A 26,109-nucleotide genomic window follows, 5' to 3' on the forward strand; every position below is an offset into this window, starting at 1 on the left:
GCGGGGCCCTCGTGAAGACGTGCACAAGCGGCCCCCTACGATGGTGTGCGTGCCAAACGTGACCCGAGCCGACGCGATCAGCGCGGTGCGCAACCCCCTCGCCTTCATCGCCGGACGCTGGACCCCGACGTCCCGGACCGTCCAGCGCGCGGCCCTCGCCGCGCTCGTGATGGCGGTCGTCATCGTGGTCACCGGTGGCGCCGTACGGCTCACCGGCTCCGGCCTCGGCTGCCCGACCTGGCCGAAGTGCACCGACGACTCGCTCACCGCCACGAGCGCGATGGGCTTCCACGGCGCCATCGAGTTCGGCAACCGCATGCTGACGTACGTGCTGTGCGCGGCCGTCGGCTGGGCGATCATCGCCGCCCGCTCGCAGAAGCCGTGGCGGCGCAGCCTCACCCGGCTCGGCTGGGCGCAGTTCTGGATCGTCATGAGCAACGCGATCCTCGGCGGCATCGTCGTCCTGGTCGGCCTCAACCCGTACACGGTCGCCGCCCACTTCCTGCTCTCCACCGCGCTCATCACCGTCGCGGCCCTCATGTGGCAGCGCACCCGCGAGGGCGACGCCGAGGCGCGTCCGCTCGTCGGCAAGTCGGTGCAGCAGCTCGTGTGGTTCCTGGTCGCCGCCGCGGTCCTGCTGATCGCGATCGGCACCGTCGTCACCGGTGCGGGTCCTCACGCCGGCGACTCGAGCGAGGTCGACCGCATGCACGTCGGCTGGGAGAACGTGGCCAAGCTGCACGCCGTGCTGGCCTGGATCGTGGTGACCCTCACCTTCGCCCTGTGGTTCGTGCTCAAGGCGGTCGACGCCCCCAAGGGCCCGCTGCACCGGACCCGCGACCTGTTCCTCGTGCTGCTAGCCCAGGGCGTCATCGGCTACGTCCAGTACTTCACGGACCTGCCCGAGGCGTTGGTCGGTCTCCACATGCTCGGGTCCTGCCTGGTGTGGATCGCGGTCCTGCGCGTCCTGCTCTCGCTGCGCGAACGCCCGGACGTCGTCGCCGACCTGCCCGGGCCCTCGGCGGAGTCGGCACTCACCCGGGCATGAGTCCCGCGCCGCGGCCCACGCGCACGTGGTCCGCGGCCCCTCGCCGGCGGGTGCGGGCCGTCAGCCGCGCGTGACGGGCTCGTACGCGGCCACCAGAGCGTCGATCGCCGGGCCCAGGAAGCTCCGCGTCAGGCCGGCCCGCCGTGCCGCCCACCCGTCGGCGTGCGGCGCCGGGTCGCCGTAGCGCCGCCGCCGGATGTCGTCGACGACGACACCGGGCGCGCCGAGGTCCGGCAGCAGCTCCAGGGCCTCGCGCTTGGAGATCAGCCGCCCGTCCTGCAGCGTCACCGTCGCCCGCGCGAAGGTGACCATGCCGAGGTCGACCCACACGTCCTGCTCCCATCGCCGCGCCTTGTCGAGCGCGGGCCGCCAGAACTCCTTCTGGTCGCGCACGACGAAGGCACGCAGCTCCGCGTCCGGCACGGGCGGCAGCAGCTTTTCGGGCGGCTCACCGTGCAGGACGACGCCGAACGCCTGGAGTTCGCGGCGCGTGACCGGGGTGACCGGTCGCCTCATCAGCCCGTTGTGCGCCCAGGTGACGTGCGACAGTCCCGCGCCGGCCGTGCTGCCGGGGGTCAGATAGCTGCAGTGCAGCTTCACGGCGAGCGGTTCGGCGGTGCGCAGACGCCGGTGCAGCCGGGTCAGTCCGCGCAGCGTGCGCAGCGTGACGGGCCCTTCCAGGACCGTGATCAGGTCGAGGTCGCTGTGCCCTTGCTGGTAGTCGCCCCCGGCCAGCGAACCGTGCGCCCAGAGGGCGACCGGGGCGAAGGGGCGCAGATCGGTGCGGAAGCGGTCCAGTAACCGGGTGGTGGCGGCGTCGTCGGTCATCCGCACAGTCTGGAGTGCCCGCACCGACCGGTGAAAGGGTGTGGCGCTATTCGACCCCGTAGACCCGCTGCGCGTTGCCCGCGGCGATCAGGCCGGCCACCCGCTGCGCGTCGGCCAGCGACCACGCGCCCTCGGCGACCCAGGTGCCGAGCACCCGCGCCAGCGCGTCGCGGAACAGCCGGGCACCCACCACGTGCAGCTCGGGCAGTCCGTGCGCGCCGCTGGAGAACAGCAGCTTGCCGAAGGGTGCCAGCTCCAGGATCTCGGACAGGACGGCCGCCGCCCGCGCCCCGGTACGGACCAGGGCGGCGCCGAGGTCCGCGTACACGTGCGGGAAGACACCCGCGAGATGGGCCGCGTGCCGGTGGTACGGGTAGCCGTGCAGCAGGACGAGGTCGGTGCCCAGGCCGGCCGTGGCGCGCACGAAGTCCGTCAGCAGGACCGGGTCCGTCCGGTCGATGCGCAGGCCCGGTTCGCCGAGGCCTGCGTGGAGTTGCAGGGGCAGGCCCGAGGCGACCGCGATCCACAGCAGATGGCGCAGCAGCACCGGATCGCTGAGCGTCCCGCCCACACGGCGGCCCGCCAGCCAGCGTCCCGCGGCGCCCCGCACCTCCCCGGGGCCGGGCGGTTCCGGCGCGAGCGACAGACCGTGCCGCACTCCGGCCACGGATGTGAAGGCCACCGCGTTCCCGGCGGCCCCGTGGACGGACTCGGCGAGATTGGCGAGAAAGGACTCGACGGTGCCGGAGGTGTCGGCGACCTGCTCGGCGAGCAGCTCCAGCCGGACGATCTCGTGCGCCCGGGCGGCGCCCGCGGAGGCCATCTCGCCGGGTCCGGTGAGGTCGCCGGGCAGTCCGGTGTCCACGAGGTAGGTCGTGACGCCGCTGCCGCGCAGCAGTCTGCGGCCCGACTCCAGTACGCCGAGCTCGCGCCGCCGCGCGAGATAGCGGGCCGGCGGGCAGTGCGGTTCCAGGCCGAGCAGCGGTGGACACCAGCGGCGTACGGCGAAGCCCGTCTGGGTGTCGAAGAGGGTGGTGCCGGGGGCCGGCGGCCCCTCGGTGCGGGCAAGGTGGGCCTCGAACGTGCCGAGGCCCAGCTCCGTCCTCAGTACGCCGTGGCAGTACTGGTCCACGAGGGACGGCGTTTCGATCATCCGGACTCCCGCGACTGGACCGTGTCTTCTCAGGTCCTAACGGGTGAACCGGGTGTCAGGTGTTGGTCTCGCACACCCCGTGCGAACGGTCGACGGTTGTCAGCCGTTGCTCGGTCCGCCGACCTGGATGCCCGCCATCCGCGTCCACTCGTACCGGCCGGTCCTCACCTTGGCGGCGAACTCCCCGTCGAACTCCTCGTGGACGGTGATCCCGGCCTTCTGCACGGCCCGCTCGGCGATGGCGTAGGTGGGTGCCACGAGGTCGCCCCAGTTGCCGTCCTCGCCGACGAGCACGATCCGGGCGCCCTTCTGCCCGATGTACGCGACCTGTCCCTCGACCCCGCCGTGTTCCTTGGAGAACGCGGAGATCCGCTGGGCGAGCTTGGCCGCCTTGCGCTCGGCCTTGGCGTCCTGGGCGGCGCCGGTGCTCTCGTCAACCTGCTGCGTGTCTGCCATGGCCAGGATGCTACCGACGGGTAGATCAAACAGCGACGGGTGGGGTGCGTGGCTTTGGCCACGCACCCCACCCGTGGTGTGTCGTCAGTGGGGAATCAGCGCAGGAAGGGGTCGACCGCGACGGCGACGAAGAGGATCGAGACGTAGGTGATGGACCAGTGGAACAGGCGCATCTCCTTGAGCTTCGCGCCCGTCACCTCTGCCTTGGCGCGGTTCTGCAGACCGTGCGCCTCCCACAGCCAGAACCCGCCGGCCGCGAGGGCCACCGCGGTGTAGAACCAGCCGGTGTAGCCGAGCGGGGTGAGGAGCAGGGAGACCACGACCATCACCCAGCTGTAGACGACGATCTGGCGGGCGACCACCTTGTTGCTGGCGACGACCGGCAGCATCGGCACGCCCACGCGCGCGTAGTCCTCCTTGACCTTCATGGACAGCGGCCAGTAGTGCGGCGGCGTCCAGAAGAACATGACGAGGAAGAGGATGACCGGCGCCCACGACATCGAGTTCGTGACGGACGACCAGCCGATGAGCACCGGCAGACAGCCCGCGATGCCGCCCCACACGATGTTCTGCGACGTACGGCGCTTGAGGATCATCGTGTAGACGACGACGTAGAAGAGGAGCGCGCCGAGCGACAGCCATGCCGACAGCCAGTTGACGGTCAGGCCGAACAGGAGCGTCGAGACGACCGCCAGCGTGATGCCGAAGGCCAGGCACTCGCGGGGGCTGACCATGCCGGTGACCAGCGGGCGCTGCGAGGTCCGCTCCATCAGGGCGTCGATGTCACGGTCGATGTACATGTTCAGCGCGTTGGCGCCGCCCGCGGACAGATAGCCACCGAGGCAGGTGAGGAGCACCAGCTTCAGGTCGGGCACACCCTGCTGGGCCAAGAACATCACCGGAACGGTGGTGATCAGCAGCAGTTCGATGATGCGCGGCTTGGTCAGCGCCACGAACGCTTTCGCACGGGCCCCGAACGGGCGCCGGCCCCGGCTGCTGCTCGACTCGAGCTCCCCCGCGGCCTCGAGGGCGCGGGAGGTGCCCACACCCGCTGGACGGGATTCGACGGCCGTCACGCACACCCCTGACAGAGACATCCCAGCAAGCCTCCCCGTGTGAAGTCCCGGTAAAGGCTCGCGCGTACCACGCCACTGTAGACGTTGCCCAGACCCCGACATTCGCGGGGGTGGGGTCGTGTTGGACGGCGCCGCTGGAAGAGCCGAGCGGCACTCGATTGAGCACTCGGACGAGCGGCTCCGTATTCAGTTGCCCGACATGGATCGGACCAGTCGGGAGGCGGATCCCGAAGAGTCCCGGCAGTCTGGAATGACTCGAAAAAACGCACGTACTTACGGGGGTAGGCTCGACAACGCCGGTGGGCGCCCAGTGCACCGGTATTCGACATGCGTGACATGTGGAGAGGAGCCCTGACCCAGGGTGAGCACCAAGCCGACCACCACAGACCTGGACTGGACCGAGCTGGACCAGCGGGCCGTGGACACTGCCCGCGTCCTGGCCGCCGATGCCGTACAGAAGGTCGGCAACGGCCATCCCGGTACGGCGATGAGCCTGGCTCCGGCCGCGTACACCCTCTTCCAGAAGGTGATGCGACACGACCCCGCGGACCCCGAGTGGGTCGGGCGAGACCGGTTCGTGCTGTCCGCGGGCCACTCGTCCCTGACGCTCTACACGCAGCTGTACCTGGCCGGCTTCGGCCTTGAGCTGGAGGACCTGGAGTCCTTCCGCACCTGGGGCTCCAAGACCCCCGGCCACCCGGAGTACGGGCACACGAAGGGCGTCGAGACGACGACCGGCCCGCTCGGTCAGGGTGTCGCCAACGCCGTGGGCATGGCGATGGCCTCCCGCTACGAGCGCGGTCTGTTCGACCCGGACGCCGCGCAGGGCGAGTCGCCCTTCGACCACTTCATCTACTGCATCGCCGGTGACGGCTGCCTCCAGGAAGGCATCTCCGCCGAGGCGTCCTCGATGGCCGGCCACCAGGAGCTCGGCAACCTGATCCTGCTGTGGGACGACAACCACATCTCGATCGAGGGCGACACGGAGACCGCGGTCTCCGAGGACACGGTCAAGCGGTACGAGGCGTACGGCTGGCACGTGCAGCGCGTGGCCCCGAAGCCGGACGGCGACCTGGACCCGCACGCGGTCTACAACGCCATCGAGGCCGCGAAGAAGGTGACCGACAAGCCGTCGTTCATCGCGATGCGCTCGATCATCGCCTGGCCCGCCCCGAACGCGCAGAACACCGAGGCGGCGCACGGCTCGGCGCTCGGCGCCGACGAGGTCGCGGCCACCAAGCGTGTCCTGGGCTTCGACCCGGAGAAGTCGTTCGACGTCGCCGAGGAGGTCCTCGCCCACACGCGCGGGGCGCTCGACCGGGGCCGTGAGGCCAAGGCCGAGTGGGAGAAGGGCTTCGCCGCCTGGCGTACCGCCAGCCCGGAGCGCGCGGCCGAGTTCGACCGCATCTCCGCGGCCGAGCTGCCGGCGGGCTGGGAGGAGAAGCTCCCGCTCTTCGAGGCGGGCAAGGGTCTGGCCACGCGTGCCGCGTCCGGCAAGGTCCTCCAGGCGCTCGGCGCCGTCATCCCGGAGCTGTGGGGCGGCTCCGCCGACCTGGCCGGCTCGAACAACACGACCATCGACAAGACGTCGTCGTTCCTGCCGGCGGACAATCCGCTGCCGGAGGCGAACCCGTACGGCCGCACGATCCACTTCGGTATTCGTGAGCATTCGATGGCCGCGGAGATGAACGGAATCACGCTGCACGGCAATACCCGTGTGTACGGCGGTACGTTCCTCACCTTCTCCGACTACATGCGCAACTCGGTGCGCCTCTCCGCGCTGATGCACCTGCCGGTCACCTACGTGTGGACGCACGACTCGATCGGTCTGGGCGAGGACGGCCCGACCCACCAGCCGGTCGAGCACATCGCCTCGCTGCGCGCCATCCCGGGTCTGAACGTCGTCCGTCCCGCGGACGCGAACGAGACCGCGATCGCGTGGCGCGAGATCCTCAAGCGCTACACGAAGGTGTTCGGCAAGGGCGCCCCGCACGGCCTGGTGCTGACCCGCCAGGGCGTGCCGACGTACGAGCCGAACGAGGGTGCCGCCAAGGGCGGTTACGTGCTGTTCGAGGCCGAGGGCGGCACGCCCGAGGTCATCCTGATCGCCACCGGTTCCGAGGTGCACGTCGCGGTGGAGGCGCGCGAGCAGCTCCAGGCCGCGGGCGTCCCGACGCGGGTCGTGTCCATGCCGTCGGTGGAGTGGTTCGACGAGCAGGACCAGGGGTACCGGGACAGCGTCCTGCCGCCGTCGGTGAAGGCGCGGGTCGCGATCGAGGCGGGTATCGGTCTGACGTGGCACCGCTTCGTCGGGGACGCCGGCCGCATTGTTTCGCTGGAGCACTTCGGCGCTTCGGCCGACGGCAAGGTGCTCTTCCGCGAATACGGTTTCACTGCCGAGAACGTCGCCGCAGCCGCACAGGAATCGATCGCCGCAGCCCAGCGCTGACGCTGAAATACGACACGTAGGAGATGCAATTTCCATGACAGACGCACTCAAGCGCCTCTCCGAGGAAGGCGTCGCGATCTGGCTGGACGACCTGTCGCGCAAGCGGATCACGTCCGGCAATCTCGCCGAGCTGATCGACCAGCAGCACGTCGTGGGCGTCACCACCAACCCGTCGATCTTCCAGAAGGCGATCAGCAGCGGCGACGGTTACGAGCAGCAGCTCGCGGACCTCGCCGCCCGCAAGGTGACCGTCGAAGAAGCGATCCGCATGATCACGACGGCGGACGTCCGCGACGCCGCCGACATCCTGCGCCCGGTCTTCGACGCGACGGGCGGCCAGGACGGCCGGGTGTCGATCGAGGTCGACCCGCGTCTGGCGCACAACACGAAGGCGACCGTCGCCGAGGCCAAGCAGCTGGCCTGGCTGGTGGACCGTCCCAACACCCTGATCAAGATCCCGGCCACCAAGGCGGGCCTCCCGGCGATCACCGAGACGATCGGCCGGGGCATCAGCGTCAACGTCACGCTGATCTTCTCGCTGGAGCGCTACCGCGAGGTGATGGACGCCTACATCGCCGGCCTGGAGAAGGCCCGCGAGCGGGGTCTGGACCTGTCGAAGATCCACTCCGTGGCGTCCTTCTTCGTTTCCCGCGTGGACACCGAGATCGACAAGCGCATCGACGCGCTGGGCACCGACGAGGCCAAGGCCGCCCGCGGCAAGGCCGGTGTCGCCAACGCGCGGCTCGCCTACCAGGCGTACGAGGAGGTCTTCTCCTCCGACCGCTGGGCGGCCCTGGACAAGGCGCAGGCCAACAAGCAGCGTCCGCTGTGGGCTTCCACCGGTGTCAAGGACAAGGCGTACAAGGACACCCTGTACGTGGACGAGCTGGTGGCGCCCAACACGGTGAACACCATGCCGGAGGCCACTTTGCTGGCCACCGAGGACCACGGGCAGATCAGGGGCAACGCGATCGCCGGTACGTACGAGCAGGCCCGCGCCGAACTCGACGCGGTCGAGAAGCTCGGGATCTCGTACGACGACGTGGTCCAGCTCCTGGAGGACGAGGGCGTCGAGAAGTTCGAGGCGTCCTGGAACGACCTGCTCAAGTCGACCGAGGCGGAGCTTGAGCGCCTCGCCCCGTCGGAGGGCTGAAATCTTGTCGAGCAGCAATCCGCTGCGTGACCCCGCAGACCGACGGCTCCCGCGTATCGCGGGGCCGTCGGGCCTGGTGATCTTCGGCGTCACGGGCGATTTGTCACGTAAAAAGCTGATGCCCGCGGTGTACGACCTCGCCAACCGGGGTCTGCTGCCGCCGGGCTTCTCGCTCGTCGGCTTCGCACGCCGCGAGTGGGCCCACGAGGACTTCGCCCAGGAGGTCCACGACGCCGTCAAGGAGCACGCCCGCACGCCCTTCCGCGAGGAGGTCTGGCAGCAGCTGGTCCAGGGCATGCGCTTCGTGCAGGGCACCTTCGACGACGACGACGCCTTCGAACGGCTGCGCTCCACGATCGAGGAGCTCGACAAGGCACAGGGCACGGGCGGCAACTTCGCCTTCTACCTGTCGGTGCCGCCGAAGTCGTTCCCCGTGGTGATCCAGCAGCTGAAGAAGCACCGGCTCGCCGACCAGGAGAACGGTTCCTGGCGGCGCGCGGTGATCGAGAAGCCCTTCGGACACGACCTCAAGTCGGCCGAGGAGCTCAACAAGGTCGTCCACGAGGTCTTCGCCCCGGACCAGGTCTTCCGTATCGACCACTACCTGGGCAAGGAGACGGTCCAGAACATCCTGGCGCTGCGGTTCGCCAACACGATGTTCGAGCCGATCTGGAACCGGTCCTTCGTCGACCACGTGCAGATCACGATGGCCGAGGACATCGGCATCGGCGGCCGGGCCGGCTACTACGACGGCATCGGCGCGGCCCGGGACGTCATCCAGAACCATCTGCTCCAGCTGATGGCGCTGACCGCCATGGAGGAGCCCGCCTCCTTCGACGCGGACGCGCTGGCCGCGGAGAAGACCAAGGTCCTCGGCGCGGTCCGGCTGCCCAAGGACCTGGGCAAGCACACCGTGCGCGGCCAGTACGCGGGTGGCTGGCAGGGCGGCGAGAAGGTCATCGGCTACCTCCAGGAAGACGGCATCGACGCCAAGTCGAAGACCGACACGTACGCGGCGGTCAAGCTGGGCGTGGACAACCGCCGCTGGGCGGGCGTCCCCTTCTACCTGCGCACCGGCAAGCGTCTGGGCCGTCGCGTCACCGAGATCGCGGTCGTCTTCCAGCGCGCCCCGCACTCCCCCTTCGACACCACGGCCACCGAGGAGCTCGGGCAGAACGCGATCGTCATCCGCGTGCAGCCGGACGAGGGCGTCACGGTCCGCTTCGGCTCGAAGGTGCCCGGCACCTCGATGGAGATCCGGGACGTGTCCATGGACTTCGCCTACGGCGAGTCGTTCACGGAGTCCAGCCCGGAGGCCTACGAGCGTCTGATCCTGGACGTGCTGCTCGGCGACTCGAACCTCTTCCCGCGCACCGAGGAGGTCGAGCTGTCCTGGAAGATCCTCGACCCGATCGAGGAGTACTGGGACCGGCACGGCAAGCCCGCGCAGTACCCGTCGGGCACCTGGGGTCCGTCCGAGGCCGACGAGATGCTCGCACGAGACGGACGGAGCTGGCGCCGGCCATGAAGACGGACCTCACGGACACCACGGCCAGCAAGATCAACAAGGCGCTGGTGCAGGGCCGCCGTGCCATCGGCACACCGGCCGTCGGCATGGTGCTCACCCTCGTCATCGTCACCGACGAGGAGAACGCCTACGACGCTCTGAAGGCCGCGAACGACGCCTCGCGCGAGCACCCCTCGCGCACCCTGGTCGTCATCAAGCGGGTCTCGCGCTCACCTCGCGACCGCACCAAGTCGCGGCTCGACGCCGAGGTGCGGCTCGGAGCGGAGGCGGGCACCGGTGAGACGGTGGTGCTGCGCCTGTACGGCGAGGTCGCCGACCACGCCGACTCCGTGGTCCTGCCGCTGCTGCTGCCGGACGCGCCGGTCGTCGTGTGGTGGCCGGTGAACGCGCCGCTGGACCCGGCCAAGGACCCGTTGGGCGCGCTCGGCCAGCGCCGGGTGACGGACACCTACGCGGCCGAGTCGCCGGTACGGGAGCTGAGCGCCCGCGCCGACGCGTACACCCCCGGCGACACGGACCTGTCGTGGACCCGCATCACGCCCTGGCGTTCGATGCTGGCCGCGGCCCTGGACCAGGTCACCTGCGAGGTGGAGGCCGTGGAGGTGGAGGGCGAGGAGTTCAACCCGAGCTGCGAGCTGCTCGCCATGTGGCTGGCGAACCGCCTCGACGTGCCCGTCACGCGCTCCCTGTCCTCCGGTCCCGGCCTCACCGGCGTCAGGCTGGGCACGAGCTGCGGCCCGATCGTCCTGGACCGCGCCGACGGGACCCTGGCGACCCTGTCCATCCACGGGCAGCCCGACCGTGCCGTGGCACTCAAGCGCCGCGACACCTCCGAGCTGATCGCGGAGGAGCTGCGCCGTCTCGACCCGGACGACACGTACGCCTCGGCGCTCCGCTACGGGGTGGACCGGCTGAACGTGGACGGCGCGGCCGACGAGGTGGTCCCCGCCGCGGCCGGGACCACCACGAAGGCACCCGCGGCCAAGGCCCCGGCCGGGAAGACCGGCCCGGCCGCGGCGAAGAAGGCCACCGCCAAGAAGGCCCCGGCGAAGAAGGCGGCAGCCGAGTGAGTACTCCCCAGCTCGTCGTGCACCGCGACAAGGAGCTGATGGCCCAGGCCGCCGCGGCCCGGCTGATCACGAAGGTGGTGGACGCGCAGGCCTCCCGCGGCTACGCGTCGGTGGTGCTCACGGGCGGCCGCAACGGCAACGGGCTGCTCGCGGCGCTCGCCGCCGCGCCCGCCCGGGACGCCGTCGACTGGGGCCGCATCGACCTGTGGTGGGGCGACGAGCGGTTCCTGCCCGAGGGCGACCCGGACCGCAACGACACCCAGGCCCGTGCGGCGCTCCTCGACTCGGTGCCGCTGGACCCGGCCCGGGTGCACCCGATGCCCACGTCGGACGGCCCGTACGGCTCCGACGCGGACGCGGCGGCGGAGGCGTACGCCGCCGAGCTCGCCAAGGCCGCGGGGCCGGAGAACCACGGTGCGGTGCCGACGTTCGACGTCCTCATGCTGGGCGTCGGGCCGGACACCCATGTGGCCTCGCTCTTCCCGGAGCTGCCCGCGGTGCGGGAGACGGAGCGGACGGTGGTCGGCGTGCACGGTGCGCCCAAGCCGCCGCCGACCCGGATCTCGCTGACCCTGCCCGCGATCAGGTCCGCGCGCGAGGTGTGGCTCCTGGCCGCCGGCGAGGACAAGGCACAGGCCGCTGCCATCGCGCTGTCGGGAGCGGGTGAGATCCAGGCCCCGGCCGCCGGGGCGCACGGCCGCTCCCGCACGCTGTGGCTCCTGGACGCGGCGGCCGCCTCACAGCTGCCGCGCTCGCTGTACCCGCCGGCTTCGGCATGACACGGGGGCGGCGGAGGGGTTCGTCCCCTCCGCCGCCCCGTCCGTCGGTGACCCGCGACCGGGTCACTTGACCGACCCGGCCATCACCCCCTGTACGAAGTGCCGCTGGAAGGCGAAGAACACGACCACCGGCACCACCAGCGACAGGAAAGCGCCGGGCGCGAGCACATCGATGTTGCTGCCGAACTGCCGTATCTGGGACTGGAGTTCCACGGTCAGTGGCTGCGAGGAGCTGTCGGCGAAGAGCAGCGCGACGAGCATGTCGTTCCACACCCACAGGAACTGGAAGATCGCCAGGCTGGCGATCGCCGGGCGGCCGACCGGCAGGACGAGCCGCGTGAAGATGCGCCACTCGGTGCCGCCGTCCATGCGCGCCGCCTCCAGCATCTCCCGCGGCATCTCGGCGAAGTAGTTCCGCAGCAGGAAGATGGCGAACGGCAGCCCGTAGGAGACGTGGAAGAGGACGACTCCGGGGATCGTGCCGAACAGCCCCAGCTGGCCGAAGAGTTTCGCCACCGGCAGCAGACCGATCTGCACCGGCACCACCAGCAGGGCCACCACGAGCAGGAAGAGCGGCTCTCGGCCGGGGAACTCCAGCCAGGCGAAAGCGTATCCGGCCAGTGCGGCGATGACGACGACGAGGAACGTGGCCGGGACCGAGATCAGTACCGTGTTCCAGAAGGCCTGCGTCATGCCCGCGTTGCCCAGCAGCGCCGAGTAGTTGTCGAAGGACAGCCGGCCCGGTTCGGCCAGCGCGGTCCACCAGCCGCCCTTCGCGGTGTCCTGGGCGGATCGCAGCGAGGACAGGAACAGCCCGGCGAGCGGCGTGAGCCAGATCAGCCCCACCACCACGAGGAACGCCTGCACCAGGCTGTTGCCGAGCCCTCGCCTGAGCGCGTTCATCGTTGACTCCCTCGGAAGCGGCGGACGTTGAAGACCATGGCGGGGATGACGAGGAGCAGGAGCAGCACTCCGAGCGCACTGCCCAGCCCCTGGTCGTTGCCCCCGCCGAAGGACACCAGCCACATCTGGGTCGCGAGCACGGTGGCGTCCTCCTGCACCGGGCCCGGCGCGATGATGTAGACGAGGTCGAAGACCTTCATCACATTGATCACGAGGGTCACGAAGACCACGGTGAGGACGGGCCCGAGGAGCGGCACGGTGATCCGGCGGAAGACCTGCCACTCGTTCGCGCCGTCCATCCGCGCCGCCTCCAGCGCGTCGCGCGGCAGCGAGGCGAGGCCCGCGCCGATCAGCACCATGGCGAATCCGGTCCAGATCCACAGGTAGGCGCCGATGATGGCGGGGGTGACGAGCGCGGGCCCCAGCCAGGAGATCCCGTCGTACGGCGGGGCGAAGTTCGACGCCGGCAGCCGCAGGGCGTACGAGCCGGAGTCCAGACCGCCGAAGCGGAAGGAGCCGTCGGCCGCCGTGGTGGCGCTCGCGACCGTCCTCCCGTCGCGCACTGCCTCGACCTCGATGCCGGGCAGTCCGCTCTCCTGCCGGTCGACCTTGCCCTGCTCTCCTCCCCCGCCGCGCGTGAAGTCCAGGTAGACGACGCCGCGCAGTTCGTCCGGAGCGGCCTTCCGCACGGCCGCCGGATAGGCGGGCCGTGCGTCCCCGGGCAGGTCGTCGGCGAGGACGCCGACCAGCCCGAGGTCGACCGCGTGACCGGGTGACGCGGCGGCGGTCGTGCGGTAGGAGCCGTCGGCACCCTTGGTCAGGCCCTGGCCGTCGCGGGCACGGGCGGTCGGGTACGACGAGGTGCCCTTGAAGGCGTCGTGCACGGAGACGACGGCCGCGTTCAGGACGCCCTTGTCGGGGTCCTCGTCGTAGGCGAGCCGGAAGATGATGCCCGCGGCGAGGAAGGAGACCGCCATCGGCATGAAGAGCAGCAGCTTGAAGGCCGTGGCCCAGCGGACCTTCTCGACCAGCACGGCGAGGATCAGGCCCAGGGCCGTCAGCAGTGCCGGCGCCACGACCACCCAGATGGTGGTGTTGCGGATGGCCTTGATCGTGGCGGGGTCGTGGAACATCGCGCTGTAGTTGTCGCCGCCCACGAACCGGGTGCCCGAGGCGTCGAAGAAGCTGCGCCCCACGGAGAACAGCACCGGGTAGACGACCAGGGCACCGAGCAGGAGCAGCGCCGGGAAGACGAACGCGATCGCGACGATCCGGCCGCGACGGCGGGCCCGGCGCCTGCGGTCGGCCATGCCGACGGGCGGGGGGCTCGCCTCTTTCAGGAGCGTGGCGGTCACGTCGATCAGCCCTGGTACGCCTTGGCCGCCGCGCTCTCCAGAGCGGCCGCGGTGCCCTTGGGGTCGGACGGGTCGCGCAGGAAGTCCTGGAGGATCTTCCACTCACCCGTGCCCTTGGTGCCGCCGAACGCGGCGGGGGCCTGGTCGGACATGTCGAAGCGGACCGAATCCCCCGCGGCGACCAGCGACTTGGCGGTCTCACGGGTGACGTCGTCGCCGTAGGAGGCGAGGTCGAGCTTCTTGTTCGGGGAGAGGAAGCCGCCCGCCTCGGCCCAGACGGCGGACGCCTCGGGGGTCGCCAGGTACTCCAGGAACTGCTGGGCGGCCTTCTGGTTCTTGCCGTCCTTGAGCACGACGGCCGCGTCGCCGCCGCTGACCACGGGTGCCTTGCCGCCGCCGACCGCGGGGAAGGGGAAGAAGTCGGCGTCCTCGCCGATCTTCTTGCCGAACTGGTCCTTCGCGACGCCGGCCACGAAGTCGCCCTCGTACACCATGCCCGCCGCGGGCTTGGGTCCGAAGACCTTCTCCACGGAGCCGGGGAAGTCGGTGTTCAGCGCCTCCTTCTGGCCACCGGCTATGAGCTGCTTGTCCTTGAACAGCTTGCCGAGGGTGGTGAGCGCCTCGACGACGGTCGGGTCGGTCCACTTGATCTTGTGCGCGGCCAGCGCGTCGTACTTCTCGGGTCCGGCCTGCGAGAGGTAGATGTTCTCGAACCAGTCGGTGAGGGTCCAGCCGTCCTGTCCGGCGACGGAGAAGGCGGCGAGGCCCGACTCGGAGACGGTGTGCCCGGCCTTCAGCATCGCGTCGTACGTCGTCGGGGGCTTGACGCCGGCCTGGTCGAGGGCGTCGGGGCTGTACCAGACGGTCGACTTGTGGGCGGCCTTGAAGTACAGCCCGTACAGGGTGCCGTCGACGCTGCCGTAGTTCTTCCACACGCTCGCGTAGTTGGCGTCCACCGCCTGCTCGGTCTTCTGGGACAGCGGCCTGAGCCAGCCCTGCTTCGCGAACTGCTGGAGCACGCCGACCTGCGGGACCATGACCACGTCCGGGGCGTTGCCGCCCTCGATCTTGCTGCCGACGACGGTGGAGACGTTGTCGCCGGTGGAGGTGAACTGGGTCTTGGCGCCGGTCTTCTCGCTGAAGGCGTCGAGGACCTTCTGGAAGTTCTTCTGTTCGCTGCCGGACCAGACACCGGCCACGGAGATCGTCTGTCCGCTCAGCGACTTGCCGCCGCCCGCGGAGACGGGGCCGCCGCCGCAGGCGGTCGCGCCCAGGGCCAGGGCGAGGGTGGTGCAGCTCGCGAGCAGGGTCGTACGTCGTCGCATCATCGTTGATGTCCCTTCGAGGGCAGGAGGATTGACGTGCGTGCAAAGAGCAGGCGACTCAGGGGTTGGTGCAGTCGCTGATCCACCAGGCGGCCGTGGAACCGGGCAGGACGCCGGGCGCGCAGGGGCCGCTGGACAACAGGGGGGTGCCGGAGACCGGCGCGGAGGTGGGCGCCGTACCGAAGTTGACGGCGCAGACGAGGCCGTCGCCGCGGACGAAGCCGAGGACGCCGGGCGGTGTCTCCAGCCAGCGCAACGTGCCCTCACCCAACTGGGGGAGCCCGGCGCGCAGTTGCAGACCGTCGCGGTAGAGGTGCCAGAACGAGCGGGTGTCGGCGAGGGCGCGGTCGGTGGCGTACTCGGCGAAGTAGGCGGGCTGCGGCAGCCACGGCTTGGCGCCCTCCACACCGGAGGTGAAGCCGAAGGGAGAGGCGGCGCCCGACCAGGGCAGGGGCACACGGCAGCCGTCGCGGATGCGGGCGCGGCTCCCGGTGCGGCGGTAGATCGGGTCGGTGAGCACGTCGTCCGGCAGGTCGACGACCTCGGGGAGCCCGAGTTCCTCGCCCTGGTAGATGTACGCGGCTCCGGGCAGGGCCAGCATCAGCAGTGCGGCGGCGCGGGCCCGGGCGGCGCCCAGGCCGCTCCCCTCGGTGGTGGGTTCGCCGTAGCGGGTGACCGTGCGGACCTGGTCGTGGTTGTTGAGCACCCAGGTGACCGTGGAACCGGTGCCGGCGATGTCCTGCATGGCCTCGGAGACGACCTTGCGGAAGGCGTCGGCGTTCCAGGGGGCGCTGAGCAGGTCGAAGAAGAAGGCCTGGTGCAGCTCGTCGTGGCGCACGTACTCGGCGTGCTCGCGGGCGGTCGGTACGGAGACCTCGCCGACGAGCAGCCGCTCGTGGCCGTCGCGGGCGGTGTACTCCTCGCACACCGACCGCCAGTGGCGCCAGACGTCGTGCACCTCGGGCTGGTTCCAGGCGAGCGGGTTGACCGAGTCGCGGGTGCGGGCGTCGGCTTCGGGGTCGGGCGAGTCGGGCAGGCCGGGGTGCTTGAAGAGACCGGCGGCGACGTCGATGCGGAACCCGTCGACGCCCCGGTCGAGCCAGAACCGCAGGACGTGCTCGAAGTGGGCGCCGACCTCGGGGTTGCGCCAGTTCAGGTCGGGCTGTTCGGGCGTGAACATGTGCAGGTACCACTGGCCGGGGGTGCCGTCCCGCTCGGTGGCGCGGGTCCAGGCGGGGCCGCCGAACATGGCGTGCCAGTTGTTGGGCGGTTCGGCCCCGTCCGGTCCGCGGCCCTCGGCGAAGTGGAAGCGGGCTCGCGCCTGGCTGCCGGGCGCCGCCTCCCGCGCCTCCCGGAACCACGGGTGGTCGCTGGAGCAGTGGTTGGGGACGATGTCGAGGAGGACCTTGATGCCGAGCCGCCGGGCGTCCGTCATCAGCAGGTCGAACTCGGCGAGATCGCCGAACAGCGGGTCCACGTCGCAGTAGTCGGCGACGTCGTAGCCGTGGTCGTGCTGCGGCGAGGGGTAGAAGGGGCTCAGCCAGATGCCGTCGACCCCGAGCTTCTTCAGGTAGGGAAGTCCGGCCCGGACCCCGGCGAGATCGCCTATGCCGTCCCCGGTGCTGTCCAGGAAGCTCCGGACGTACACCTGGTAGATCACTGCGTCGCGCCACCAGCGGTGCGTGTTGAGCGTCACCCGTTGACCTGTCTGTGCGTGCCTACGGTTATGCATGCATGTTAAGTAGGCGTGTCGCGAGGATGTCAACGAAGAGGCGCAAGCTACTGAGAAGTTGGCCCTGGATATGCGGACTTATTCGGGCATCCAGAGACAGGTTGAGACCTTGGCGTTACTTAACAAGTAACTAGCGCTGGGAGATGGCGGCCAGCTCCCGCGCCAGCCGGCGCACCGCGCTCTCGGGGGTCTGGTGCCCGGTCAGCGCGTCCTGCACGACGGCCTGCACCACCAGGCTGACCTGGTCGTAGTGCGGGCTCTTGGGGCGCGGGGAGGCCGTCTTCACGGCGGCGCGCAGCGTCGGCAGGTAGGGGAACCGCCGGATCAGTTCGGGGTCGTCGTAGAGCGAGGCGCGGACGGGCGGCAGCGCGCCGCGCGTGAGGACCTGGCGCTGGACACGCTCGCCCGTGAGATAAACGATCAGGCGCGCGGCCGAGTCGGGGTGCCGCGCATGCGTGTTGACGGCCAGGTTGGAGCCGCCGAGGACACTCTTGCCCGGACCGTCCGGTCCGGGCAGCGGTACGGCGCCGACCTTGCCGGCCACCTGGGAGCCCTTGGCCGATGCCGCGACGTACGCGTAGGGCCAGTTCCGCAGGAAGAGCAGCCGGCCGTCCTGGAAGGCCTGCTTGGACTCCTCCTCCTTGAACGTCAGCGCCCGCTGCGGGATCCAGCCCTCGCGCACTCCGCGTGCGAGGAAGCCGATGCCCTCGCGGGCCGCGTCGGAGTTCACCGTGACCCGGGTGCCCTCGTCCCCGAGGATCGTGCCGCCCGCCGAGTACACCGCCTCGGCCGCGTTGACGGTGAGGCCCTCGTAGGGCAGGAACTGACCGGCGTAGCCGTCGAGCCCGTACTTCGGCGCGATGGTCTTCGCGTCCCGCTCCAGCTCGGCCCAGGTGCGCGGCGGCGGGACGCCCTCCTTGGCCAGGATGTCCTTGCGGTACAGGAGCAGCCCGGCGTTGGTGACGTACGGGACGGCGTACAACTGCCCGTCGTAGGTGGCTGTGTCGGTCACCGGGTCCAGGAAGGTCTTCAGCGGGAAGCGGTCGCGCGGCAGCGGCCTGATCCAGCCGGCCGCCGCGAACTCGGAGGTCCAGTTGACGTCGATGTTGAGGACGTCGAAGCGGCTGCGGTCGCCGCCGCGCAGGTCGGTGGTCATCTGCGCGTGGGTCTCGTCCGCGGAGTCCGGCAGCTCGACGAGGGTGACCTTCTCACCGGGGTGGGTGCGGTTCCAGCCGTCGAGCAGCGGCCCCAGATAGCCGGTGAGGTCCCCCGCGGTGGCCAGGGTGAGCGGGCCGCGACCCGTGCCGCGCGCTCCGTCCGCCCGCGCCCCGGAGCCGACGTAACCGGTCAGGACGACAGCCAGGACCAGGAGGCCCCTACCGGCGGCATGCATCCACCGCATAGGTTCCTCCCTGTACACCGGCGCCGGGCACCTTCGCCCGGAGTCAGAGGCCATGTATACCTGTTAGGTATGGGCGATACTAGGGCCTGCGGCACATTACAAGGATCCGAGGAGGAGAGCACGAGTGCGGCTGCCCCTCCTGGCCCTGCTGGCGCGTGGCCCGGCGCACGGCTATGAGCTCAAGCAGGACCTTGAGCAACTGCTGGGCTCCGCGTACCCTCAGCCGAACGTCGGCCAGGTCTATGTGACCCTCGGCCGCCTGGAGAAGTCGGGCCTGATCGAGGGCGAGGAAGTCGAGCAGTCGAGCCGGCCGAACAAGAAGATCTATCACCTCACCGACGCCGGGCGTGAGGCGCTGCGCGCCTGGTACGAGGAGACGGCGGACGAGCCGCGCGTCCGGGACGAGTTCTTCATGAAGCTCGCGCTCGCACCGCAGACCGGTCTCGCCGACCAGATCGCCCTGATCAACAAGCAGCGGCGCCAGTACCTGAACACCATGCGCAATCTGTCGAAGCTCGCCGCGGCCGAGAACCGGGACAACCGCATCTCCCAGTTGCTCATCGAGGGGGCCATGCTGCATCTGCAGGCCGACCTCGACTGGCTGGAGCGCTGCCAGGAGGAGCTGGAATGAACGCCGCCGCCGATCCCGTTCCCGGGCCGCGCACCACGAGCGACCCGGTTCCGCTGCTGCGGGCCGAGGGCCTGGTCAAGACGCACTACGGGGAGGGTGCCCCCGCCCATGCCGTCCGCGGTGTGGACCTCGCCGTGCGCACGGGCGAGTTCGTGGCGGTCACCGGCCCGTCCGGCGCCGGGAAGTCGACCCTGCTGCATCTGCTCGGCGGGCTCCAGCGCCCGGACGCCGGCAGCATCTGGCTGGACGGCGAGTGCACCGACGGGTACGGCGAGGCCCGCTGGGCCGTGGAGCGCCGACGGCGCATCGGCATCGTCTTCCAGTTCTTCAACCTCGTCTCCAACCTGTCGGTCGCCGACAACGTGGAACTGCCCGCCCTGCTCGCCGGGGTCTCCCCCCGGCAGGCCCGCGCCGAACGCGAGTTGCTGCTGGACGAGCTGGGCCTCAAGGACAAGGAACGCAGCATGCCGGGCGAACTGTCCGGCGGCGAGCAGCAGCGCGTGGCACTCGCCCGCGCCCTGGTCAACCATCCGCCGTTGCTGCTCGCCGACGAACCGGCCGGCAGCCTCGACAGCAAGGGCACCCGCGAGGTGACCCGGCTGCTGTCCCGTTTCCACCAGCGGGGCCAGACCATCGTGCTCGTCACCCATGACGCCCGCCTCGCGAGCGCCGCGGACCGGGTGATCAGTTTCTTCGACGGCCGTATCGCCGACGACGCGGAGCTCGGCGGCACTCCCTCGCGCGCGCCGGGCATATCCGGCGTGCTGGAACTGAAGGACTGAGCCGTCGTGCGGGCCACTCTGCGCTGGGCTCACGCCGATCTGCGCACACATCGCGGCGAGGCGCTGTTCATCGTCCTCGCCACCGCGGGCATCGTCGCCTCCCTGCTGCTGGCCGCCGCCCTCTTCGGGTACGCGACCAATCCGTGGCAGCGCGTCTTCAGCCAGTCGCAGGGCGCGCACGTGTGGATCCACACCGGTCCCTCAGCCGACCCCCGCAGACTCGCGGAGCTGGACGGCGTCGCGTCCGTCGCGGGCCCCTATCCGACGGCCGGCGCCACTTTGGAGTCGCGCGGCACCCGCGCCTCCGTGGAGCTGCGCGGCACCGTCGAACCTCCCGCCATCGGCCGACCGCTGCTCACCGCGGGCCGCTGGCTCGACGTCGGCGCGCCGGACGGCGTGGTGCTGGAGAGCAGCCTCGCCCGGGCGCTGTGGGCGGAGCCCGGCGACATCCTCACCCTGCCCGGCACCTCGCGGACCCTGACCGTCCGGGGCGTCGCCGACAGCGCCGAGCCCCGCTACAGCCCCGGGGAACGCCCGGGTCTCGTCTGGGCGCTCCCCTCGGCGCTGCCGCGCGCCACCGGCGGCCAGGTGACAGGGCTGCGGCTGGCCGATCCCGAGGACACGGACTACGCCGTCCAGCGCGCCGTCACCCTGCTCGGCACCGGAGCGGTCACCGAGGTCTCCGCCTGGCAGCAGGCGCGGGCCGAGGCGCAGGGCGGCAACCGGCTGCTCGGCCAGGTCCTCGGCCTGTTCGGGCTGGGTGCCCTGGTCGCCGCCGGTCTCGCCGTGCACGGCGCGATCGGCACCCGGGTGCGCGGCCACCTCCGCGACATATCGGTCCTGAAGGCCATCGGGTTCACCCCCGGCCAGGTGGTGCGGATCTTCCTGCTCCAGCACGTGGCGTTCGCCCTGCTGGGCGCCGTGCTCGCGGCGGCGCTCACCGAAGGCCTGGGCAGCCGGATCCCCGGGCGCCTCGGGGACGCGGTGGGCGTGTGGCAGGGACTGCCGGGGTACACGGCGGCGCTGTTCGCGGTGCCGGTCGCCGCGGTGCTCTTCATCGCCGCGACGACCGGGCTCGCGGCATGGCGGGCCGGCCGGGTGCCTCCGGTTCCGGGGCTGCGTGCCGCCGCACCGCTCGGCGGGCGGCTCTCGGGCCTGGCACGCGGGGCGCTCGGGCTGCGGCTGCCGTCGGCCCTGGTCCTGGGCTGGCACAAGGCGTTCACCCGGCGGCTGCGCTCGCTGGCCACCGTCGCCCGGCTGGCGCTGCCGCTGCTGCTCATCGTGGTGGCCATGAGCGCCTGGACCACCATGGACCGCTTCCACAGCGAGCCCGAGCAGATCGGCCTCGCCGCCGGTCTCACCGTGCGGGCCGACGACAGCCTGAGCGAGTCCGGTGTCCGGGCCCTGCTGGCCCGCAATCCGCAGGTCACCGCCGTCCACCCGGGCATCGAGGTGGCCGCACTGGCGCCCGGCCAGACGGGCACGATCGCGCTGCGCGGGCTCGGCACGCACGAGCACCCCTACCCGTTCTCCCTCGCGGAGGGGCGCCTCCCGAACGGCCCCGACGAGGCCGTGGCGGGCCAGGGGCTGCTGGATCTGCTGGACGTGCGGGTCGGTGTCTGGATCCGGATGATGGTCGGCGACCGCCCGCAGATCCTGCACATCGTGGGGCGCAGCATCGAGCCGGAGAACAGCGGACGGGTCATCTCCACCTCACTGGACTCGCTGCGCGAGAACGACCCGGAGCTGCGGCCGAGCCTCTACCTGCTCCAACTGCGTCAGGGCGCCGACCAGCATCGCGTCGCCGCCGCGCTCACGGCGTCCGGGCACGGTCACATCGACGTGCACGCGGTGACCAACCCGGCCGACGGGCTGTCGCCGCTGCGTGCGGTCGTCGCGGGGCTGATCGCCGTACTGGCGCTGATCGGCCTCATCGAACTGCTCACCGCCATCGGCGGGACCGTGCGCGAGGGCGAGCGGGACCTGCTGGCGCTGAAGGCGATCGGTCTGACCCCGCGGCAGATCACCGCGGTCACGGTGACGGCCACCGGATGCACCGCACTGGCCGCCGTCGTCGTCGGCACGGCGCTGGGGCTGCCTCTCGCGCACTGGCTGATCGACGCCCAGGGCAGGTCGAGCGGCATCGGCGCCGGCATCGCGCGGGGGCCGTCCCCCGTCCTGCTGGCGCTGTTCGGCGTGGCCGCCGTGCTGGGCGCCGCGGCCCTCGCCGCCCTGCCCGCCGCCCGCGCCGCCCGCAGGCGGCTGGCGGACACGCTGAGCGCGGTGTCCTGAGCACGGTCAGGACCCGGACGCTCCCGGGCCGTAGGGGTACGGGTACGGGTTCTGCGGCGTCCCCGGTGCGTAGGGGCTGCCCTGCGGGTTCGGCGCGTACGGGTGTCCCTGAGGTGGGAACGGGACGTACGGGGACCCCTGCGGCGGGTGCGGGGGATACGGCCGGCCGGGCGGCGGCGCGTACCCGCCGGGCGGTGGGTACGCGGGCGGCTGCGCGGGGCGCGGCGTCGGCAGCGTCGCGGGATGCGCGCCCAGCCGGATCCCGTACCGGCGGCGCAGCCGGCTCATCTCCAGCGCCGCGATGGCCGTGACCGTCACCGGCGCGCCCAGGACGAAGACGATGCCCATCGTGAAACTGAGCCCGTGCAGATCACCGGTGACCAGGTCGGGGATGGCCATCAGCCAGGTCGTCACCGTGGCCAGCAGCGGTGGCAGACAGCGGTGCACGGCGGCGGAGCCGAAGAAGTTCCCCGACACCTGCACCGCGCCGTAGGCCACGAGGCCGGTGAGCCACATGGCCGACAGGCCGACCACGAGCAGCGCGGCCATGCCGAGCGAGGTGGACAGCTGCCACAGGAAGACCGTGAAGACCACCGTGCCGATGAAGAGCAGCAGCAGCTTGAGCGAGTTGAACAAGGGGGTCCTGAGCCGGCGCACGGTCCCCGTGCGCCGCCATACGAAGAGCATCACCCCCACGGTCAGGGGCGTGATGAACAGCAGCACGGCGGACGCGGTGAGCATGTTCTCCAGCACTTCCGTGAAGTCGAACTTGCCCTGCACGAAGGTGTACACACCGAACGCGGCGATCGCTCCCGCGATGACGCGTACGCGCTTGAGCCGCTCCACGGACGGGTCGAGGGACTCGGGGATCCATGCCGGGTGGAACAGTGCCTTCGCCACCTGCTTGGGCTGCAGGACCGACCTCGGCGACAGCCGCTCGCTCGTCCAACGTCCGCGCGTGCCGGCCAATTTCTACTCCCCCGAGTCATCGCCTGCATGATCGCCCGGGGATTCTACGGGAAGCGGACGGACTCCCGCCGCCCGCTTCCCGCGATCCGGTGTGCCCTACCGTCCGCGCAGCTCGCGGTACTTGGCGACGAGGGCCTGCGTCGACGCGTCCAGACCAGGGACGTCGGTGCCTTCGGTCAGGGCGGGTTCGATCTTCTTGGCGAGGACCTTGCCGAGTTCGACGCCCCACTGGTCGAAGGAGTCGATGTTCCAGACGGCGCCCTGGACGAACACCTTGTGTTCGTAGAGGGCGATCAGCTGGCCCAGGACGGAGGGGGTGAGTTCGCGCGCGAGGATGGTGGTGGTGGGATGGTTGCCGCGGAACGTCTTGTGCGGGACCAGTTCCTCGGGCACGCCCTCGGCGCGGACCTCGTCGGGGGTCTTGCCGAAGGCGAGCGCCTGGGTCTGCGCGAAGAAGTTCGCCATCAGCAGGTCGTGCTGGGCGACCAGACCGGGCTGAAGGTCCTGCACCGGGTCGGCGAAGCCGATGAAGTCGGCGGGGATGAGTTTGGTGCCCTGGTGGATGAGCTGGTAGTAGGCGTGCTGGCCGTTGGTGCCGGGGGTGCCCCAGACGACCGGGCCGGTCTGCCACTCCACCGGATCGCCGTCGCGGTCCACGGACTTGCCGTTGGACTCCATGTCCAGCTGCTGCAGATACGCGGTGAACTTGGACAGGTAATGGCTGTACGGCAGCACGGCGTGCGACTGGGCGTCGTGGAAGTTGCCGTACCAGATGCCCAGCAGGCCCAGCAGCAGCGGTGCGTTGGCCTCGGCGGGAGCGGTGCGGAAGTGCTCGTCGACCAGGTGGAAGCCGTCGAGCATCTCGCGGAACCGGTCCGGGCCGATCGCGATCATCAGCGACAGGCCGATCGCCGAGTCGAAGGAGTACCGCCCGCCGACCCAGTCCCAGAACTCGAACATGTTGGCGGTGTCGATACCGAACTCCGACACCTTCCCCGCGTTCGTCGACAACGCCACGAAGTGCTTCGCGACCGCTTCCTGATCCGCCCTCAGCCCGGTCAGCAGCCACGAGCGCGCCGAGGTGGCGTTGGTGATGGTCTCGATGGTGGTGAAGGTCTTGGAGGCGATGATGAACAGCGTCTCGGCCGGGTCGAGGTCGTGGGTGGCCTCGTGCAGGTCGGCGCCGTCGACGTTGGACACGAAACGGACGGTGACGTCGCGGTCGGTGAACGAGCGCAGCGCCTCGTAGGCCATCGCGGGGCCCAGGTCGGAGCCGCCGATGCCGATGTTCACCACGTTCTTGATGCGCTTGCCGGTGTGACCGGTCCATTCGCCCGAACGGACCCGGTCGGCGAAGCCGGCCATCTTGTCCAGGACCGCGTGCACGGCCGGCACCACGTTCTCACCGTCGACCTCGACGACCGCGTCCCGCGGGGCGCGCAGCGCGGTGTGCAGCACCGCCCGCCCCTCCGTGACGTTGATCTTCTCGCCCCGGAACATGGCGTCCCGCAGCCCGAACACGTCCGTCGCGGCCGCCAGGTCGCGGAGCAGACGCAGTGTCTCGTCGGTGATGAGGTGCTTGGAGTAGTCGATGTGCAGATCCCCGACCTGGAGCGTGTAGCCGGTGCCGCGCCCGGGGTCGGCTGCGAACAGGTCCCTCAGACGGGTGTCCGCGAGTTCCTCGCGGTGCTTGGCCAGAGCGCTCCACTCGGGGGTCTGGTTGAGCCTGGTACGGCTTTCTGCGTTCATCTCGGACTTCAGCCTTCTTTCCTGCCTGTGCTGCTGCGTACCTTGCCCCACTGCCGGTCCCAACCTAATTGATCAGGGCTTGACGCGACCTGTCGTCGCGCCGTCGTCCGGCTCGACAACAGATACGTCCGGCTTGAGCGCGGGTATCAGCGAGGTGACGGCGAGGGCGAAGAGGACCGCCGCCAGGAGGGCGGGCCCGTTCAGCCCGTACGCCCCGGCCACGGTGCCGCCCAGCAGGGCGCCGAGCGGGGCCCCGGAGGTCGAGGCGGTGCGGAAGGCGGCGCTGATGCGGCCCACCATGGATTCCGGGCTGCGCTGCTGCATCAGCGTGACCTGGTTGACGTTCCACACCATGTTCATCAGTCCGAGCAGTGCCATGCCCGCGAGGAGGGCGCCGAGGTGCCGGACCGTGCCGATGAGCAGCAGCGACGACGTCTGGACGCATCCGGCCACCAGCAGGCTCCGAGCCCGTCCGACCCGCCCGGCGACACGCTGGGCGAGGAAGCCGCCGCAGAAGCTGCCGACCGCGTACGCCGTCATCGCCGCCGCGTACCCCGCGTCCCCCGTGTGCAGCCAGTGTGTGACGTGCAGGACGAGGGTGGCGATGAGCGCGCCCATGCCGATGTTGCACAGCAGGGTGGCCGTGCACACCGCGCGCAGCACCCGGTCGCCCCACAGGGCGCGCAGGCCGGCGGCCACCTCTGCACGGAGCGTGCTGCCCGCGGGACGGGGCTCCCGCCGAGGCGGCCGTATCCGCAGGGAGGCGACGAGCCCGGCGGCGAGGAGGTAGGTGACGGCGTCCGCCGTGAACGGCGCGGCTGCCCCGGCGGCGAGCAGCAGCGGCACGAAGGGGCCGGCGAGCAGGCCGCCCGCGAGCTGCTGGCCGGTCATCAGCCGGGCATTGGCGCTGCCGAGGGCCTCGCGGTCCACCAGGGACGGCAGCAGGGCCGTGGACGCGTTGTCGAAGAGCGTCTGGAGGGTGGTCAGGCTGAAGGCCAGCGCGATCAGCAGGACGATCGAGGCGTGTCCGAGCGCCACGGTCAGCGCGAAGCCGGCCACCAGTGCGCCGCGCACGACGTCCACGGCTCCCATGGCCCGCCGCTGGTCCACCCGGTCGGCGATCGCGCCCCCGAGCAGCCCGAACAGGAGCCAGGGGAGATAGCCGCAGGCGGTGACGGAGGCGATGACGAGCGGGTCGTCGGTGAGCCGCACGGCGAGCAGGGGCAGGGCGGAGGTGCGCAGCGCGTCCCCGAACCGCGACACCACGGCCGCCGTCCACAGCCGGCCGAATCCGCCGCGCCACGCGGGCGGGCGCACGCCCGTCGCCTCCGCCGTCGTCACAACGCCCCCTCCGGTTCCATCACTTCGAGAACCGTAAGGGCCACCACTGACAATCGGCCTCGGAGCGGCCGGGGACGCAGCACGTCCG

General features: G+C 70.9%; 21 protein-coding genes. 9 read left to right on the top strand and 12 right to left on the bottom strand.

What is annotated here, in order from left to right:
* Positions 1–40: 40 nt before the first annotated feature.
* Complete coding sequence (locus ACZ4IF_RS26590; RefSeq protein WP_359499504.1) at positions 41–1,048, top strand: COX15/CtaA family protein; 1,008 nt, start codon at positions 41–43, stop codon at positions 1,046–1,048.
* Positions 1,049–1,108: 60 nt separating this feature from the next.
* On the opposite strand, the gene ACZ4IF_RS26595 is transcribed toward ACZ4IF_RS26590, so the two are convergent.
* The 4 genes from ACZ4IF_RS26595 to ACZ4IF_RS26610 form a co-directional block, all read right to left on the bottom strand.
* Complete coding sequence (locus ACZ4IF_RS26595) at positions 1,109–1,876, bottom strand: nucleotidyltransferase family protein (protein WP_467567075.1); 768 nt, start codon at positions 1,874–1,876, stop codon at positions 1,109–1,111.
* Positions 1,877–1,922: 46 nt separating this feature from the next.
* Positions 1,923–3,029, bottom strand: coding sequence for an amidohydrolase family protein (locus ACZ4IF_RS26600; protein WP_467567078.1), 1,107 nt, complete (start codon positions 3,027–3,029; stop codon positions 1,923–1,925).
* Between the two features lie 99 nt (positions 3,030–3,128).
* Complete coding sequence (locus ACZ4IF_RS26605) at positions 3,129–3,485, bottom strand: hypothetical protein (protein ID WP_359499513.1); 357 nt, start codon at positions 3,483–3,485, stop codon at positions 3,129–3,131.
* A 95-nt stretch (positions 3,486–3,580) separates the two neighbouring features.
* Positions 3,581–4,567, bottom strand: coding sequence for a heme o synthase (locus tag ACZ4IF_RS26610; RefSeq protein WP_467567280.1), 987 nt, complete (start codon positions 4,565–4,567; stop codon positions 3,581–3,583).
* Positions 4,568–4,922: 355 nt separating this feature from the next.
* On the opposite strand from ACZ4IF_RS26610, the gene tkt reads away from it, so the two are divergent.
* The 5 genes from tkt to pgl are packed head-to-tail and all read left to right on the top strand — an operon-like array spanning position 4,923 to position 11,540.
* A complete protein-coding gene (gene tkt, locus ACZ4IF_RS26615) occupies positions 4,923–7,010 on the top strand; it encodes a transketolase (RefSeq protein WP_467567081.1) in 2,088 nt (695 codons plus the stop codon).
* A 34-nt stretch (positions 7,011–7,044) separates the two neighbouring features.
* Complete coding sequence (gene tal, locus ACZ4IF_RS26620; RefSeq protein ID WP_345653068.1) at positions 7,045–8,163, top strand: transaldolase; 1,119 nt, start codon at positions 7,045–7,047, stop codon at positions 8,161–8,163.
* Position 8,164: 1 nt separating this feature from the next.
* Entirely contained in the window at positions 8,165–9,691 is a 1,527-nt protein-coding gene (gene zwf / locus ACZ4IF_RS26625) for a glucose-6-phosphate dehydrogenase (protein ID WP_359499550.1), read from the top strand.
* Positions 9,688–10,761 (top strand): glucose-6-phosphate dehydrogenase assembly protein OpcA, encoded by a 1,074-nt coding sequence (gene opcA / locus ACZ4IF_RS26630; RefSeq protein WP_467567084.1) that lies wholly within the window; start codon positions 9,688–9,690, stop codon positions 10,759–10,761. The genes zwf and opcA overlap by 4 nt, the downstream gene beginning before the upstream one ends.
* Positions 10,758–11,540, top strand: a complete 783-nt coding sequence (gene pgl / locus ACZ4IF_RS26635) for a 6-phosphogluconolactonase (protein WP_467567087.1) — start codon at positions 10,758–10,760, stop codon at positions 11,538–11,540. Before opcA ends, pgl begins: the two co-directional genes overlap by 4 nt.
* 63 nt (positions 11,541–11,603) lie before the next feature.
* On the opposite strand, the gene ACZ4IF_RS26640 is transcribed toward pgl, so the two are convergent.
* From ACZ4IF_RS26640 to ACZ4IF_RS26660, 5 genes are all read right to left on the bottom strand, one after another.
* Positions 11,604–12,443, bottom strand: coding sequence for a carbohydrate ABC transporter permease (locus tag ACZ4IF_RS26640; RefSeq protein ID WP_095933532.1), 840 nt, complete (start codon positions 12,441–12,443; stop codon positions 11,604–11,606).
* A complete protein-coding gene (locus tag ACZ4IF_RS26645; RefSeq protein ID WP_467567091.1) occupies positions 12,440–13,798 on the bottom strand; it encodes an ABC transporter permease subunit in 1,359 nt (452 codons plus the stop codon). Before ACZ4IF_RS26645 ends, ACZ4IF_RS26640 begins: the two co-directional genes overlap by 4 nt.
* 5 nt (positions 13,799–13,803) lie before the next feature.
* Positions 13,804–15,126, bottom strand: coding sequence for an ABC transporter substrate-binding protein (locus tag ACZ4IF_RS26650; protein WP_467567094.1), 1,323 nt, complete (start codon positions 15,124–15,126; stop codon positions 13,804–13,806).
* Positions 15,127–15,181: 55 nt separating this feature from the next.
* Complete coding sequence (locus ACZ4IF_RS26655; RefSeq protein ID WP_467567097.1) at positions 15,182–16,855, bottom strand: glycoside hydrolase family 13 protein; 1,674 nt, start codon at positions 16,853–16,855, stop codon at positions 15,182–15,184.
* Between the two features lie 130 nt (positions 16,856–16,985).
* Entirely contained in the window at positions 16,986–18,257 is a 1,272-nt protein-coding gene (locus ACZ4IF_RS26660) for an ABC transporter substrate-binding protein (protein ID WP_467567100.1), read from the bottom strand.
* Positions 18,258–18,381: 124 nt separating this feature from the next.
* Between ACZ4IF_RS26660 and ACZ4IF_RS26665 the strand changes: the two genes are divergently transcribed.
* From ACZ4IF_RS26665 to ACZ4IF_RS26675, 3 genes are read left to right on the top strand one after another with little or no spacing between them, the layout of a single operon-like run.
* Entirely contained in the window at positions 18,382–18,888 is a 507-nt protein-coding gene (locus ACZ4IF_RS26665; RefSeq protein ID WP_028803429.1) for a PadR family transcriptional regulator, read from the top strand.
* Positions 18,885–19,670 (top strand): ABC transporter ATP-binding protein, encoded by a 786-nt coding sequence (locus tag ACZ4IF_RS26670; protein WP_467567104.1) that lies wholly within the window; start codon positions 18,885–18,887, stop codon positions 19,668–19,670. The genes ACZ4IF_RS26665 and ACZ4IF_RS26670 overlap by 4 nt, the downstream gene beginning before the upstream one ends.
* A 6-nt stretch (positions 19,671–19,676) precedes the next feature.
* On the top strand, positions 19,677–21,962 hold the full coding sequence (locus ACZ4IF_RS26675; protein WP_467567107.1) for an ABC transporter permease: 2,286 nt from the start codon (positions 19,677–19,679) through the stop codon (positions 21,960–21,962).
* Between the two features lie 6 nt (positions 21,963–21,968).
* Here the strand turns inward: ACZ4IF_RS26675 and ACZ4IF_RS26680 are convergent, their stop codons facing one another.
* The 3 genes from ACZ4IF_RS26680 to ACZ4IF_RS26690 form a co-directional block, all read right to left on the bottom strand.
* Entirely contained in the window at positions 21,969–22,931 is a 963-nt protein-coding gene (locus ACZ4IF_RS26680) for a hypothetical protein (protein WP_467567110.1), read from the bottom strand.
* 96 nt (positions 22,932–23,027) lie between these two features.
* A complete protein-coding gene (pgi, locus tag ACZ4IF_RS26685) occupies positions 23,028–24,680 on the bottom strand; it encodes a glucose-6-phosphate isomerase (RefSeq protein ID WP_467567113.1) in 1,653 nt (550 codons plus the stop codon).
* A 72-nt stretch (positions 24,681–24,752) separates the two neighbouring features.
* Positions 24,753–26,021, bottom strand: a complete 1,269-nt coding sequence (locus ACZ4IF_RS26690; protein WP_467567115.1) for an MFS transporter — start codon at positions 26,019–26,021, stop codon at positions 24,753–24,755.
* Positions 26,022–26,109: the final 88 nt, after the last annotated feature.

It is taken from the genome of Streptomyces sp. NPDC025784 (assembly GCF_055558435.1).

Coding starts and splice junctions, on each gene's coding strand:
- ACZ4IF_RS26590 (WP_359499504.1), top strand. CDS start 41: ATGGTGTGCGTGCCAAACGTGACCCGAGCCGACGCGATCAGCGCGGTG.
- ACZ4IF_RS26595 (WP_467567075.1), bottom strand. CDS start 1,876: ATGACCGACGACGCCGCCACCACCCGGTTACTGGACCGCTTCCGCACC.
- ACZ4IF_RS26600 (WP_467567078.1), bottom strand. CDS start 3,029: ATGATCGAAACGCCGTCCCTCGTGGACCAGTACTGCCACGGCGTACTG.
- ACZ4IF_RS26605 (WP_359499513.1), bottom strand. CDS start 3,485: ATGGCAGACACGCAGCAGGTTGACGAGAGCACCGGCGCCGCCCAGGAC.
- tal (WP_345653068.1), top strand. CDS start 7,045: ATGACAGACGCACTCAAGCGCCTCTCCGAGGAAGGCGTCGCGATCTGG.
- opcA (WP_467567084.1), top strand. CDS start 9,688: ATGAAGACGGACCTCACGGACACCACGGCCAGCAAGATCAACAAGGCG.
- ACZ4IF_RS26640 (WP_095933532.1), bottom strand. CDS start 12,443: ATGAACGCGCTCAGGCGAGGGCTCGGCAACAGCCTGGTGCAGGCGTTC.
- ACZ4IF_RS26650 (WP_467567094.1), bottom strand. CDS start 15,126: ATGATGCGACGACGTACGACCCTGCTCGCGAGCTGCACCACCCTCGCC.
- ACZ4IF_RS26655 (WP_467567097.1), bottom strand. CDS start 16,855: ATGCATAACCGTAGGCACGCACAGACAGGTCAACGGGTGACGCTCAAC.
- ACZ4IF_RS26660 (WP_467567100.1), bottom strand. CDS start 18,257: ATGCGGTGGATGCATGCCGCCGGTAGGGGCCTCCTGGTCCTGGCTGTC.
- ACZ4IF_RS26670 (WP_467567104.1), top strand. CDS start 18,885: ATGAACGCCGCCGCCGATCCCGTTCCCGGGCCGCGCACCACGAGCGAC.
- pgi (WP_467567113.1), bottom strand. CDS start 24,680: ATGAACGCAGAAAGCCGTACCAGGCTCAACCAGACCCCCGAGTGGAGC.